Origin of the sequence: Aeromonas veronii bv. veronii (genome assembly GCF_000820225.1) — a bacterium.
Classification (GTDB): domain Bacteria; phylum Pseudomonadota; class Gammaproteobacteria; order Enterobacterales; family Aeromonadaceae; genus Aeromonas; species Aeromonas veronii.
Genome location: NZ_CDDK01000037.1, coordinates 71,017 through 85,487 on the forward strand (window position 1 = coordinate 71,017; position 14,471 = coordinate 85,487).

General features: G+C 43.0%; 11 protein-coding genes. All 11 read right to left on the reverse strand.

The features are described from left to right. Nucleotides 1-552, reverse strand: coding sequence for a dTDP-4-dehydrorhamnose 3,5-epimerase (rfbC, locus tag BN1139_RS15690; RefSeq protein WP_005352818.1), 552 nt, complete (start codon nt 550-552; stop codon nt 1-3). Nucleotides 553-616: 64 nt separating this feature from the next. Beyond that, nucleotides 617-1,495: a glucose-1-phosphate thymidylyltransferase RfbA gene (gene rfbA / locus BN1139_RS15695; protein WP_005352821.1), complete on the reverse strand. Its 879-nt coding sequence runs from the start codon at nt 1,493-1,495 to the stop codon at nt 617-619. 112 nt (nt 1,496-1,607) lie between these two features. Continuing rightward, complete coding sequence (gene rfbD / locus BN1139_RS15700) at nt 1,608-2,495, reverse strand: dTDP-4-dehydrorhamnose reductase (RefSeq protein ID WP_005352822.1); 888 nt, start codon at nt 2,493-2,495, stop codon at nt 1,608-1,610. Further along, a complete protein-coding gene (gene rfbB, locus BN1139_RS15705) occupies nt 2,495-3,580 on the reverse strand; it encodes a dTDP-glucose 4,6-dehydratase (protein ID WP_005352824.1) in 1,086 nt (361 codons plus the stop codon). Before rfbB ends, rfbD begins: the two co-directional genes overlap by 1 nt. Nucleotide 3,581: 1 nt before the next feature. Beyond that, nucleotides 3,582-4,511 (reverse strand): UTP--glucose-1-phosphate uridylyltransferase GalU, encoded by a 930-nt coding sequence (gene galU / locus BN1139_RS15710; protein WP_005352827.1) that lies wholly within the window; start codon nt 4,509-4,511, stop codon nt 3,582-3,584. A gap of 26 nt (nt 4,512-4,537) precedes the next feature. Beyond that, nucleotides 4,538-5,242: a glycosyltransferase family protein gene (locus BN1139_RS15715; RefSeq protein ID WP_232297615.1), complete on the reverse strand. Its 705-nt coding sequence runs from the start codon at nt 5,240-5,242 to the stop codon at nt 4,538-4,540. Nucleotides 5,243-5,622: 380 nt separating this feature from the next. Further along, nucleotides 5,623-7,815 (reverse strand): glycosyltransferase family 2 protein, encoded by a 2,193-nt coding sequence (locus tag BN1139_RS21085; protein WP_005352830.1) that lies wholly within the window; start codon nt 7,813-7,815, stop codon nt 5,623-5,625. 60 nt (nt 7,816-7,875) lie between these two features. Continuing rightward, nucleotides 7,876-9,096 carry a glycosyltransferase family 2 protein gene (locus tag BN1139_RS21090; protein WP_005352831.1) on the reverse strand — a complete coding sequence of 407 codons (1,221 nt, stop codon included), beginning with the start codon at nt 9,094-9,096 and terminating at the stop codon, nt 7,876-7,878. 240 nt (nt 9,097-9,336) lie between these two features. Then, entirely contained in the window at nt 9,337-10,503 is a 1,167-nt protein-coding gene (locus BN1139_RS15720; protein ID WP_005352832.1) for a nucleotide sugar dehydrogenase, read from the reverse strand. Beyond that, nucleotides 10,494-11,447, reverse strand: coding sequence for an SGNH/GDSL hydrolase family protein (locus BN1139_RS15725; RefSeq protein WP_005352833.1), 954 nt, complete (start codon nt 11,445-11,447; stop codon nt 10,494-10,496). The genes BN1139_RS15720 and BN1139_RS15725 overlap by 10 nt, the downstream gene beginning before the upstream one ends. Nucleotides 11,448-11,501: 54 nt before the next feature. Then, nucleotides 11,502-14,450: a glycosyltransferase family protein gene (locus tag BN1139_RS15730; RefSeq protein ID WP_005352838.1), complete on the reverse strand. Its 2,949-nt coding sequence runs from the start codon at nt 14,448-14,450 to the stop codon at nt 11,502-11,504. Nucleotides 14,451-14,471 lie beyond the last annotated feature (21 nt).

Sequence of the window (14,471 nt, forward strand, 5' to 3'; positions counted from 1 at the left end):
TTAGATAAACAGGTCTGCGGTCTCTAATGACTTGGCAGTACTATCTTTTGCAGAGGTAAGGATGTCCGCGTTTAATTCGGGCCATTTAATACCAATCGAGGCATCATTCCATGCAATACCTCTATCGCTCACTGGTGCATAATAATTCGTTGTTTTATATAAAAACTCAGCCGTTTCTGTCAGCGTGACAAAACCATGGGCAAACCCTTCCGGGATCCACAACTGTCGCTTGTTTTCACCTGACAGATGAACACCGACCCATTTTCCAAAGGTCGGTGAGCTTTTGCGGATATCGACCGCCACATCAAACACTTCACCCGCCACACAGCGCACCAGCTTGCCTTGGGCATTGGGAGGCAATTGATAATGCAAGCCACGCAATACCCCTTTCGACGATTTGGAGTGATTATCCTGCACAAAGTTAACCTGATATCCTACGGCCTCTTCAAATAACTTGTGGTTGAAACTCTCAAAGAAAAAACCACGTTCATCACCAAATACTTTGGGTTCAAAAATAAGCACATCAGGAATCGCTGTCTTGATTACATTCATCTGTCTATCCACATTTGATTCAATTTTTATGGGGGGAGCATCTTCCCTCCCCCCCTATATCACATCAGGCTTTGGCAACCATTCTTAACAAATATTGTCCATAGGCATTCTTCGCCAATGGCGCAGCAAGCTCACGTATCTGGTCGGCACTAATAAACTTCTGGCGAAAGGCGATCTCTTCCGGACAAGCCACTTTCAACCCCTGACGGGTCTCGATGGTCTGAATAAAGTTGCTCGCTTCAATCAGGCTTTCATGGGTACCGGTATCCAGCCAGGCATAACCACGGCCCATCATGGCCACCGACAGATTGCCTTGCTCCAGGTAGATACGGTTCACATCGGTAATTTCCAGCTCACCACGGGGCGACGGCTTCAGGCTCTTGGCGATCTCCACCACGCTGTTGTCGTAGAAATAGAGGCCGGTCACCGCATAGTTGCTCTTGGGCTCCAGTGGCTTCTCTTCCAGAGAGATAGCGGTACCCTCTTTATCAAATTCCACCACCCCATAACGCTCGGGGTCATGCACGTGGTAGGCAAAGACGGTCGCACCACTCTCTTTGGCCGCTGCGGCTTCCAACTGTTTCTGCAGGTCGTGGCCGTAGAAGATGTTGTCACCCAGCACCAGCGCACAGGGGTCTGAACCGATAAACTCTTCACCCAGAATAAAGGCTTGTGCCAACCCGTCCGGACTTGGCTGCACCTTGTACTGCAAATTCAGACCCCACTGGCTGCCATCACCCAGTAATTGCTCAAAGCGGGGAGTATCTTGCGGCGTGCTGATGATCAAAATATCGCGAATCCCCGCCAGCATCAGGGTGCTCAGCGGATAGTAGATCATCGGCTTGTCATAGATGGGCAGCAGTTGCTTGCTCACCGCCATGGTGACTGGATAGAGACGGGTGCCCGAGCCACCGGCCAGAATAATGCCTTTACGTTTGGTCATGATGCTTGTTTCTTATTTTTAAATTGCAAAAGAAAAGGGTGGCTTGCGGCCACACCTTCCTGTTTTATCCCTGCCAGCCAGGGAGGCAGTCACTACATCCCAGGCCAGTAATTTACTTACCGAGGATCTCGGTCAACATACGCTCTACACCGACGGTCCACTCCGGCAGCACCAGATCGAAGGTGCGCTGAAATTTGCCGGTATCAAGGCGGGAGTTATGGGGGCGTTTGGCCGGTGTCGGGAAGGCACTGGTCGGCACCGCATTGAGCTGCGTCACCGCCAGTTCAACGCCAGCCTCCCTGGCTTTGGCAAACACCAGCTGGGCGTAGTCAAACCAGGTGGTGGTACCGGAGGCAATCAGATGGTACAGCCCGGCGACCTCGGGTTTACTCTGCGCAACACGGATCGCATGGGCGGTGCAATCAGCCAGCAACTCGGCACCGGTCGGTGCGCCGAACTGGTCATTGATGACTGACATCTCGCTACGCTCTTTGCCAAAGCGCAGCATGGTCTTGGCAAAGTTGGCGCCGCGGGCGGCATAAACCCAGCTGGTACGGAAGATCAGATGACGGGAGCAGAGGGACGCACCTTGCTCACCCGCCAGCTTGGTTTCGCCGTAGACGTTAAGCGGTGCAGTCGCATCGGTTTCCACCCAGGGGCGCTCACCGCGGCCATCGAACACATAGTCGGTGGAGTAATGCACCAACCAGGCTCCCAATGCTTCCGCTTCTTTGGCTATCGCCGCCACGCTGGTCGCGTTGAGCAGCTCGGCAAATTCACGTTCGCTCTCAGCCTTGTCGACTGCGGTATGGGCCGCGGCGTTGACAATCACGTCCGGCTTGACCAGACGTACCGTTTCGGCCACCCCTGCCGGGTTGCTGAAATCACCGCAATAGTCGCTGGAGTCAAAATCAACGGCAGTGATGCGGCCCAGCGGGGCCAGTGCACGCTGCAGCTCCCAGCCTACCTGGCCGTTTTTGCCAAACAGCAGGATATGCATCAGGCACGCTCCCCGTAATTCTGCTCAATCCAAGACTGGTAGGCACCGCTCTTGACGTTGCTGACCCACTGCTGGTTATCCAGATACCACTGTACAGTTTTGCGAATGCCAGACTCGAAAGTTTCTTGCGGTTGCCAAGCAAGTTCGGCACTCATCTTGGTCGCATCGATGGCATAGCGGCGATCGTGGCCGGGGCGATCCGCCACATAGGTGATTTGCTCACGATAAGAGCCCGATTTTGGCACCATCTCGTCCAACAAATCGCAGATGGTGTATACCACCTCCAGATTCTGCTTCTCGTTATGACCGCCGATATTGTAGGTCTCCCCCACCAAGCCCGTAGTCACCACCTTGTAGAGCGCGCGCGCGTGGTCTTCCACATAGAGCCAGTCACGGACCTGGTCGCCCTTGCCATAGACAGGTAACGGCTTGCCATCCAGCGCGTTAAGAATGACCAGCGGGATCAGCTTCTCGGGGAAGTGATACGGGCCGTAGTTGTTGGAGCAGTTGGTGACGATGGTCGGCAGGCCGTAAGTACGGCGCCAGGCGCGCACCAGATGGTCGCTGGAAGCCTTGGAGGCAGAATAGGGGCTGCTGGGGGCGTAGGGGGTGGTCTCGGTAAAGAGCGGCAATGGTTCACCGGCAGCCACTTCATCCGGATGGGGCAGATCACCATACACCTCGTCAGTGGAGATATGGTGGAAGCGGAAGGCCGCCTTGCGCGCCTCGTCCAGACCATTCCAGTAAGCGCGAGCCGCTTCCAGCAACATATAGGTGCCAACGATATTGGTCTCGATAAAGTCAGCCGGCCCTGTGATGGAGCGGTCAACATGGCTCTCGGCGGCCAGATGCATCACCGCATCCGGCTGGTGCAAGGCAAACACCCGATCCAGCTCGGCGCGATTGCAGATATCCACCTGCTCAAACGCATAACGATCGCTTGACGATACATCGGCCAAGGATTCCAAGTTGCCCGCATAGGTGAGTTTATCGAGATTGATAACGGCATCCTGAGTATCACGGATGATATGGCGCACCACGGCAGAGCCGATAAAGCCGGCACCGCCGGTCACGAGGATTTTCATATTAAACACTAGCCTTTTCGGTTTTTTGTGAGGTCAGGGAGTTGATATAGTCAGTCACAAACTGGCCAATTTCATGATGCCTCATGCCATAGGCAATATTAGCCTTCATATAACCAGCCTTATTGCCACAGTCGTGGGACAGCCCTGTCATATGAAATGCATCGACCGTTTCTTGCTCAATCAACATGGCAATCGCGTCGGTCAACTGGATCTCATTACCAGCTCCGGGAGGCGTCTTTTTGAGCAAGGGCCAGATATTATTGCTCAACACATAACGACCAACGACGGCTAGGTTGCTGGGGGCTTCGTCAATATCCGGTTTTTCAACCACCTCAGTGATGGGTGCGGATTGACCTGGCTGCAACTTGACCTGATTGCAATCAGCTATCCCGTATTTATCGGTATCAGCCAGTGGCACGGGCTCAACCATTACCTGGCTCTGTCCAGTCAACTTGTAACGCACCAACATGGCAGCCAAGTTTTCGGTGTGTTGATCGGCAGTATATTCATCCAGAATGACATCGGGCAAAACAACGGCGAACGGTTCGTCACCGATGACCGGATAGGCACACAAAATGGCATGGCCCAATCCTTTGGCTTCTCCTTGACGCACATGCATGATGGTCACATCTTTCGGACAAATATTCTGTATCTCGTCGAGCAGCTTTCGTTTAACGCGAGATTCGAGGGTCGCCTCTAGTTCAAACGAAGTATCGAAATGGTTTTCGATAGCATTTTTTGAAGAGTGGGTCACCAGTACAATCTCTTTGATACCCGCTGCCACACACTCATTGACCACATATTGGATCAGCGGCTTGTCCACGATCGGCAGCATCTCTTTCGGGATAGCCTTGGTGGCAGGCAACATTCGGGTGCCAAGACCGGCTACAGGTATAACAGCTTTTCGCACTAAAAAATTATTATTAGGCATGTATTATCTCGTGCAGGTTATAGTTATCAGTTTGCTAAAGAATAAGCATACATTTTCGCATTATTGGCTAGCTCAACTCGTTTCTTTTCTTTATTAATCAGTAATGTTATTGCATCAACCCAGCGTTGGGGGTCGTTCTCCAACAGAATGCCGTTGATGTTTTGTTCGATGAAATCGTTATAGGGAGCGCAATTGCTATATACACCCACAGCGCCCATTCTGACAAAGTCATAAAATTTTACGGGACCACGTGCCAAATTAAAATCAGAGTCAAGCAGCGGCGCCAATCCGATATCCAACAGATGGGTCTTGGTATACGCAAGATAATTTTGCCAACTCATTGGATGCAGCACTGAAACTCTTGGCAGGTCGCGATAATGTTTATAGATATCATGCTCGCCAAAAATTTCAAAGCTGGCACTAGGGCAGGCTTCCAAAACCCCCTCGACGATTTGCCGCAGCCAGTACTTCTCTTCCCGATGAGAGCTTGAACCATGATAAGCTATTCTCACTGGTTTTCTTTTTTCAAGAAGTAATGGAGATGGCTTTGCAGAAACTATTTCCGGGTTAAGGTGGGAATATTTTTTTGCCAAATAAGCTGTAGATACCCAGATATCATCACAGTACTGCGTGATCCATCGATGTTGAGCTGCCGAGCGCCTTATTATCTTGGTACGATACTCTTTCGGTAACGTAGATAGGGCCATCGGATCAAACAGATCATCATCCATGAAATAAACTATTCGAGAGCACCTGTCGATATATCTTTCTATGTGCCGTTGCCACTTCGGAGAGATAAATCGAATAATTACAAGAGCAGATCCTTCCGGAATAGGGATTTCAGGGGAAACTAGAATGTCAACGCATTGACATCTTGCATCAGGAAACCGATCGGTTATAGCCGATTCAAAATAGGCCAATGTCGGGGATTTCCCTTCATGCAAGATAAACAATTTATGACCGTCTAGCGTAACCGCCCTCTGGTTTCCATAACTCTGTTTGTTAAGCTTCAAATATGGCTTAAAGAATTTCTTTCTAATTATTTCATCCATAAAAATATTACTCAAACAGAATTGCCAAATATAATTGACATTCTAATCATATTAAAAATTCAAACTCGATAAGAAAAATTCTCGTGCGTTAAAGACAAGTTAACATTATAACATGGGTCATTATTCAAACGATGTCCCCATTTATTTTTCATGTAATCGACTTCACGTCGGAATCGAGCTTGTTTCTCTGGGTTATCTTCATAACCACGACTCACTGATTCATGATGTATCAATTCAGCAAAAGGAGTCCAAAGATTTCTATAGCCAGCATCAAGAACCTTCAGACAAAAATCAACATCATTGAATGCAACACTCAGTGAAGTTTCCATTCCCCCAACTTCATCGTACACTGATTTTCGCACAAGAAGCGTCGCAGCTGTTACTGCTGAATAGTTTTGCACCAAGCTTAAGCGAGAATGATAGCCATGATGATGCTGTCTAAAAAATTTATGGCTATGACCCGCCACTCCACCAATACCTAACACTACACCTGCGTGCTGAATTCGCATATCAGGGTAATATAGTTTAGCGCCAACGCAACCTATGTCGGGTCGACAGACCTGCCTAACCATCTCTTCTAGCCAGTCAGCTGAAAGAACTTCAATATCATTGTTAATAAGACCAATGATAGAGCCTCGAGCATGAGAAACGGCAAAATTATTTATAGCTGAGAAATTAAATGGATGATCATAATTAATAACACGAACTTGTTCTACTTTTTTTATTCTCTCAAGATAACTAATTGTTTTCAAACAAGAACTTTGATTATTTACAATAATAATTTCAAACAAACGATATGATGTACATTCTAATATTGTCTTCACACACCTTTCAAGTAATTCTAGATGATCTCTAGTAGGAATAATCAAGCTAACAAGAGGTGCTGGATTTGGAATTGGCCAACAAACCCTATAACAATTATTCAAGTTATGAGGCATGACCACTACGTCAGTGTTTATTTTACTGAAGTAATTTTGAAGAGCCTTTAATCCTGCACGACTAGTATAGTCTTTTTCAGCGGAGCTCAAGGCCGTAGAACCTGAAATCGCACGCCAATGATAGAGGATATGAGGTATATGAATAATTTCACTATCGTCTAAATGAGATATAGCCCGTAAGAAAAGATCATAATCCTGACTACCTTCTACTCCCTCGTTGAAACCACCAATTAAATCAACTAGACTTTTTTTAATTACTGCGAAATGTGTAATATAGTTATGTGAATAGAATAAATCGCGGTTCCAATCCGGTTTAAAATGCGGAGAGAATCGCAGGCCATTCTCATCAATCTTATCCTCATCAGAATAAATGAATTGTGCTGATTTATGGCTATCAATTTCTTTGGCCATCATCTGAAGTGCATAGGGGGGGAGTAAGTCATCGTGATCAATAAGTGCAATATACTGCCCCTTTGCTAATGAAAGGGCTGAGTTACTAGCCTGTGATATGTGGCCATTTTCATCACGTTTAATCAATGATATGCGAGAATCTAAATTATGGTAATATTCAAGTAGCTTATGCACTTCAACATTAGCAGATCTATCATCAGCTATACATAATTGCCAATCAGGATAACTCTGGTGAATCACGGATTCGATACAAGAGCTTAGAAAGCCTATATCAGAGTTATATGTTGCCAGTAGTAAGCTAAATTTTGGATTATGTGGGTTGTATTTAATCTCTACTGAATGAGATTCACCAACATTGATAGAAAGATCATGTTTCTCTAACCAATGTTGATAGGAAACAGGTGACAAGTTCTCATCTAGATATTCACAATATTTTTTATAAAGACCTTTTATCTGCTCACCTTGCCATTTTTCATTTAGCTTTTTTAGCATAAGATTTTTAGCTTTTGAAGCAGTAAGTTTACTAAAACTGAACTCTTCAATATTAAAATCAAGAGGTGCTTCACATGGGTCGAATCTGATTTTCTTAGGAGGGTATTTAAAATATATGATTCGTTTTTTAAGTCCACCAGAATTAAGCCTGACCGTAACTTGATCAGTCTCATTATAACCATTACCTTTATCAAAATAAATTTTTGCAACGGCTGTAGCGCTACTCAAAGTCATCTTAATATTGAGCATATACCAACCGCATAGTTTCATAACTGTTGGCGATAGCTCGAAAAAGGGATCTTCAGAAATAGCAGCCCAATGTTCTTCGCATCTCATTAAATCTTTTTTTGGCTTTAATTTTGGCCTAATTAATGGCATTAACCAGCCCAAAAAATTAAATATCAATTGCATTATAAGCCCTAGAAATGTTTTATATATTGTTGCGGTTCATATTGTAGCTATGCAAACACATTAACTTGCATTCATGATAGTCATGGGGTCAACACTCCCTTTTAATTCAACAACAGCAAGCCCATTTATATCCAACCCATAAAAATCAATACTCTTTATATCCATACCGGGACGAGTCATTGACACATTAAACCCAGCGCCAATGCCACTACCCAGACCTGATTCTGAAAGGTCAATTCGATCTCGGAATATTAATTTAGTGCATTTCAATATTATTTCTGAATTTACAACTGCAATGACATCTTTAATTGGATAATTATTTCTGTCGATAGCCCAACCCCGCATCTCTATGGCTCCGTTATTAATAGCCAAGAAATCAATACATCCCTTGCCCATTCCATGTGCGGTCCGATACAATGATGTTGGATACTGAACATCTGTATATGAATAGCCAAAAGAATCCAACTGTTCAATTATCAGTTTTTTTTCTGCTTTTATCTTTTGAATAAACCAACGAGGAATTACATCTTCAATTTGGTTTAAATCATGATTTCTAAAAAACGAAAGGGTTCTATTAAGATTTGAATCAATCGTCGTAGCTCGACCTCTAGCCGACTTTTTTGTAATAAACTCAGCTCTCGACTTGATGACGTAGTGATTAATTCTAGCTATTATCCAATCTACTGTTTTACTTAACCCATGACTATCCGCTTCTATGGCCCCCGTTGTTTTTATATAAAACTTACCATCATGCAAGATAAAGTCGTGAGGTGTTTTACCAGCACAAAGAGTATCTCGTTTTCTGACAATAGATTTATAATGCCTGTTCACGGGATGATCTTTGCCTGCTCTTTTGGTCAAACGTTCGGTGACTAACGTGTTTTCAGGAATAATCGAACAGGAGGAACCATAAACAGCCCAATTTAATGCAATGGCACTGGCATTAGTGTCCCCTAACAATATATGAAGTTCATTTAACCCCTCTTCATAATTACTTGGCGTAATGAACTCATCTGCATCAATAAATGCAAGCCATTCTTCTTCTGCCGAATTAAAAAGGGAATTATATGCACCAATCTGGGGGGGGATCCCTGGTTCCGTAGGATATGGAGTACGCCTAATCACGCCAAGTTCATGCAATGCTTTCAGTAATTCTGTTGAACCATCAATACTTATATTATCGGCAATATAGAAATGATTGATGCCTAAACATCTATGATAGGCTATCCACTCAAGAATATATGGATATTCATTTTTAAAAATAGCACATATCGCTATCATCAATAATCGTCCATTATCTTATATACATACAGTAAAGGATACATCATCATCTTAAAAAATCCAGACGCCACTGACCTGTATGGATAAAGAAAGATTAATTTTCTTGATATCTAATTATTTTTGGAGTTACCAAAATATTGGTACCGTATCATATAGTTATTAATTCATCCTGATGAGGCTATAGAAACTGGATGAAGTATAAAATACGGTACCAACACATTTATCAGATTTCACTGGTTGTTAGTCTGATCCAAATAAATCTCGTGTATAAACTTTATCCGAAATATCTACTAACTCATTCGACATTCGATTACACAAAATAACATCACTTATTGCTTTGAACTCATTTAAATCCCGAATGACGCGAGAGTGGAAAAAATGCGCCTCTTTGATAGTTGGTTCAAAGACCACTACCTCGATGCCTTTCGCCTTGATCCGCTTCATGATCCCCTGAATGGCGGAGGAGCGGAAGTTGTCCGAGCCCGCCTTCATCACCAGACGATGGATACCCACCACTTTTGGATTGCGGCGAATAATGCTGTCGGCAATAAAGTCTTTGCGGGTGGTATTGGCATCGACGATGGCGCGGATCAGGTTGTTGGGCACCTTGTTGTAGTTGGCCAGCAACTGCTTGGTATCTTTGGGCAGGCAATAACCACCGTAACCAAAGGAGGGGTTGTTGTAGTGGCTGCCGATACGGGGATCCAGGCCAATCCCTTCGATAATCTGGCGACTGTCGAGACCATGAGACTGGGCATAAGTATCCAGCTCGTTGAAATAGGCCACCCGCATCGCCAGGTAGGTGTTGGCAAACAGCTTGATCGCTTCTGCCTCCGTGCTACCTGTCAGCAATACAGGAATATCCTGCTTGATGGCTCCCTCTTGCAACAGGTCGGCAAAACGCTGGGCCCGCTCGCTGCACTCCCCCACCACGATACGGGAAGGGTGGAGGTTGTCATACAGTGCCTTGCCTTCGCGCAGGAACTCTGGTGAGAAGATCAGATTCTCGGTGCCGAGCTCTTCGCGCATCCGCTCGGTAAAGCCCACCGGAATGGTGGATTTGATCACCATCACCGCATTGGGATTGATGCTCATCACATCGCGGATCACCGCCTCAACCGACCGAGTATTAAAGTAGTTGGTTTCGGGATCATAATCGGTGGGAGTGGCAATAATCACAAACTCGGCCGCTTTATACGCTTCGTATTTATCAAGCGTCGCTTTAAGATTAAGTGGCTTGGTCGCTAGATACTCTTCCAGCTCCTTATCAACAATGGGAGATTGACGACGATTAATTTGTTCAACTTTTTCAGAAATTACATCTAAGGCAATAACTGGGTGATTTTGTGCAAACAATACTGCATTAGATAAGCCGACATATCCAGTACCAACTATAGTTATAAACATTGACTTGAACTCTTTTTAATTAAAAAACCAACAACATCACCCATTCTAGGATGATTGTTATACTCGCCTTTCTTTAATTCTACCTGAGGAATTGTATCAGTTTGATATAAGGTAATGAAAGATGAAAACTGCTCAGGGAAAAACTGATATGAATATCGCCTGTAGTAACAGAATTCATCATACATATGGATGTTTCTTACAAAACCAGTTTCTGGGAACTCCACTTTCAATGTTCCACTATCTGGACCTTGTATAAATAGAATACCACATACAGTAACCTCAGTAGGAAACTTGACGCTAATAGATTTTCCTTCATCAATCGAGATATATGAAGTTGCAAACTCGCCTCTAGTAAAAGTATTTGCAGACGTATCTGGCAACAAGTCAGTCAAATAACATATTGTCTTTTTTGAATAGGTAATAGCTCTTAATGATGTATTTATAAAATGACAAATCTTATTTGAATATAAATCCGCTCCCTTAGTGTTAGTATGTATCCCGTCCCTTAAATATTCAATCTCGTCTTGTTCATTTTTTATTTCAGTGATGAGGTTTAAAAAAGGATATCCATTTTTTTTAGCATGGTATTCAATACTTATGGCTTGGATGTCTTCATTATAATCAATTCCCTTTCTATACATATTAACATAGCAGGGCAATGCTCCTTTAGATAGAGTTGCTTCGCTAATTTCCTTTAGAAGCTCCTCATATGAGGTCACATTGGTAATGAAGCGATAGCAAGTAGCGATCTCATAAATAACAAAGTCATACTTAGTGGTAATAAATTCATCGATTAAGTATGGTATTACCTGAAATGTAGCACCACCAATCGCTTTTACATCTATTGATACGTTTACATTGCTGTTCCTATAGAAGTCACGAATATTTTTTATATATCCTTCTTTCTCTTCAGTGACACTAAATCCAATGAATAAAATTTTCATCTGTAAGTTCCATGATGAAGTAAAAAACGCTTTGGTACACAAGACCATTTATTATTAGTGGGCGAAAGAAGACACTAATTCAAGATAATCTAATGATGTACATTTCTTGTCGGAAGGCTTCATGGAAAAATTATGATCATTTCTACTGACTAGTGTGTTTAACTTTTCAACAAAATCATCTGAGCTTACTGCTTGTGTTAATCCATCTTGATTAAAATCAACACCAGGCATTGTTGTAGCTAAAGATGGAATTCCAAGCGCGGAATACATATTTACTTTCATAGGGTTCATAAAACCAGAATGCTCATCATGAATATGTGGCATTATTGCAAGATCACACCCCTCCATAAACTCAAGCAGATCCCGTTCTCGCATGGGTCCATGATAAATGATGGCCGGATCATCCAATACCAGACTCATTTTATCCAGTGCGCGCTGACAATTACCGATTAGATGTACTCTGATCGACCTGTCTATTTCTTTTGGAATACGAGATACCGTATCCCAGTCAAATCGATCATTCATATTACCAGAGTAAACAATATCAATAATCTCTTTTTCTTTATCAATCTTTCTAGATTTTGGCTGATAATCTAAAGGCAGGGAGTACCAATTAGGGATGACTCTCGCATTAAGGTTCTCGAGAAAACCCATTTTTTCAAAAAATGATTTATTCTCTTCGGAATTGAAAATCACACAACGACTGACGTCCATTAAATATTTGTATTGTTGTAACAACTCCAATGGTTGCTTTTTCTCCCAACCGAGCTGATTATCCACGACATCACAGATAATGGGATAACCCGAAAATACCTTGGTCACGGTTTTCCAATCAGGAACAGCGGGGAACAAAATAACTTTACTATTATCTGGGTAAATTTTTTGTTCTATCAGGTACTGCTTTAATGCTTGTTCAGTACTTTGAGTGTGATCTAAACTGATGGTTTTGTAGAAAATACCATTATAATTATAGCCATCTCGTTTCTTTTTATAATCTTCCACAATAAATCTAAAGTCAGCGTCTACTCGCGCCGACTCTTTTTCATAACGTTTAAACTGTTCCTGTGCCATGATCTCCAGGCAGGTAACTTTCATTCCATTCGCGGCGAGCAATCTGGCTATATGGTCCACTCTACGCCCATAAAGACCAGTATCATGCTGCTTCCAAACAAGCACTACATTATTATTATATGCAGGTAATTGTTTTGCTGACTTGACTCCAAACAACTGTTCACCAGATGGTGAATCGTTCATTGCCGCATCTGCAAGCTTGTTAAATTGCTCATAATTCCACTGTAGGGAAAACTGTTTATCTAACGAAATGCTAGATTTGTCTGTAATTGCACCAATCAAAACTCGTTCAAAATTAAGACTGTTAAATAGATATACGCCAGGCACTGAATCCAGATCAGCAACGGATAGACCTTCAGGGACTAATACAGGGCGTTCATTTGATAATCCATCACCAATTTTTGAGGATATCTGATAGCGAATAATCTCTTTATTGGCAGCATCATCAGGGAAACCCGTGATAATCACATCAAGATTTTGTAAATGGTATGACAACCGGCTTGAGTCAATCTCATTATGGACTTCACAACCTAGCGAGATCAATTCACTTCTGATAGACATTGGATCATAAATACCACCTACAACGAACTTGATATTATAGCCTTTACGATCATTCAGCGATTTTATCGCTTTTGCGGCTTCAACAACACCTTTATGAGGTCGTACGGTTCCAATAAATCCAACTCTAACCTCTTGTGTAAGATCACAGACCCTCACTCGTTTAACTGGTTGTTTCGCTCTGGCATGACGAACAAGTTGCCCACCAAAATCATCTTGCAATGTTTTACTAGCAACACTGCGGATTGGCAACCGGTCTATATAGCGCTGTGCCATTTTAGCTGAAAGCAAGCCATACGGTTTTTCTTTAGCCGCTTTTGAGGATGACATTTCCAGCTCGTTATCATCAAGGTCCATAATATAACGAGTGTTCGGATGACTAATATACTCAGCCAAAACAAATGCAGGATAGCGAGGTTTACAAATCCATACCAAATCAAAATTAAGATCAAGTTCTTTGAATAGGGATTTATAAAGTTCTCTGTCCTTCCATGGCAACATCAACACTTTGCAATCTGAATTAAGCAGTGGCTGCCAAACTGGTTGTTCAGAAAAACCGATATTAAAAGATATAATCAGTGTTGGCCTTTTCCCTTTCAGAATATTGTAGAGCACTTGTGCCCGACCAATCGGATTGTGTGTCCCTTCCCAAACAACTATACCAACTGAATCTTTTTGCTTGGCAATTTTTACTGCTTCGAACACAGCAGAGATAGAATCAGGAACGAGTACGCCACCTCGAATAAGCTTAGTATCAATATGATCAATACCTTTCATTGAGATACTGTGTAGTTCAAACTTTATATTGCCATGACCACATTGTGGAACTTTGGCGACAAATCCAGCATTAACAAATCCATGCTGTTGCTCAACATCAGATCTTTGGATTCCGGTAAGTTCAATTAAGCAAGGTTTTCCATTGGCTGTAAGGTATGGAAAAACATCCTGCTCAGATGAGCCCAACCAACCATGAACCGTATTGGCAACAAAACGATCAATATTACCTAATGAACCTTTTTTCTTAGAATTAACTGGGTTGTCATTATTTAGCAATATTTTTTTATTATGAATCTCAACTTTCTTGCCACGCTGAACCGCAACCATTTTAACAGATATTTCGGGAAGTGCAGCAATCTCTTTTGGCATTTCAACTGAGAATCCATAACGGCCAGTACCAATATTGGCTCGTTCTAAATCATCTCTATATAAGTTTGGAACTAATGAGCAATAATAGTCACCATTAATATATAAAAGCACTTCCAATGCTTTATTATTTTTAGTACATGCCCAACCTGTGATAGTGCCATTACTTATATCATCAATAAAGCCTTTGAAGTTTTTATTTTTTGAAAAGATGCTGCTAATAATACTCATATATTTATATCCCGGCCTCGG

Bases quoted from the DNA above. Each gene is read 5' to 3' on its own strand.
- rfbB (WP_005352824.1), bottom strand. From the start codon at position 3,580: ATGAAAATCCTCGTGACCGGCGGTGCCGGCTTTATCGGCTCTGCCGTG.
- rfbA (WP_005352821.1), bottom strand. From the start codon at position 1,495: ATGACCAAACGTAAAGGCATTATTCTGGCCGGTGGCTCGGGCACCCGT.
- BN1139_RS15725 (WP_005352833.1), bottom strand. From the start codon at position 11,447: ATGAAAATTTTATTCATTGGATTTAGTGTCACTGAAGAGAAAGAAGGA.
- rfbD (WP_005352822.1), bottom strand. From the start codon at position 2,495: ATGCATATCCTGCTGTTTGGCAAAAACGGCCAGGTAGGCTGGGAGCTG.
- BN1139_RS21090 (WP_005352831.1), bottom strand. From the start codon at position 9,096: ATGATAGCGATATGTGCTATTTTTAAAAATGAATATCCATATATTCTT.
- BN1139_RS15715 (WP_232297615.1), bottom strand. From the start codon at position 5,242: ATGGATGATGATCTGTTTGATCCGATGGCCCTATCTACGTTACCGAAA.
- rfbC (WP_005352818.1), bottom strand. From the start codon at position 552: ATGAATGTAATCAAGACAGCGATTCCTGATGTGCTTATTTTTGAACCC.
- BN1139_RS15720 (WP_005352832.1), bottom strand. From the start codon at position 10,503: ATGTTTATAACTATAGTTGGTACTGGATATGTCGGCTTATCTAATGCA.
- BN1139_RS15730 (WP_005352838.1), bottom strand. From the start codon at position 14,450: ATGAGTATTATTAGCAGCATCTTTTCAAAAAATAAAAACTTCAAAGGC.
- BN1139_RS21085 (WP_005352830.1), bottom strand. From the start codon at position 7,815: ATGCAATTGATATTTAATTTTTTGGGCTGGTTAATGCCATTAATTAGG.
- galU (WP_005352827.1), bottom strand. From the start codon at position 4,511: ATGCCTAATAATAATTTTTTAGTGCGAAAAGCTGTTATACCTGTAGCC.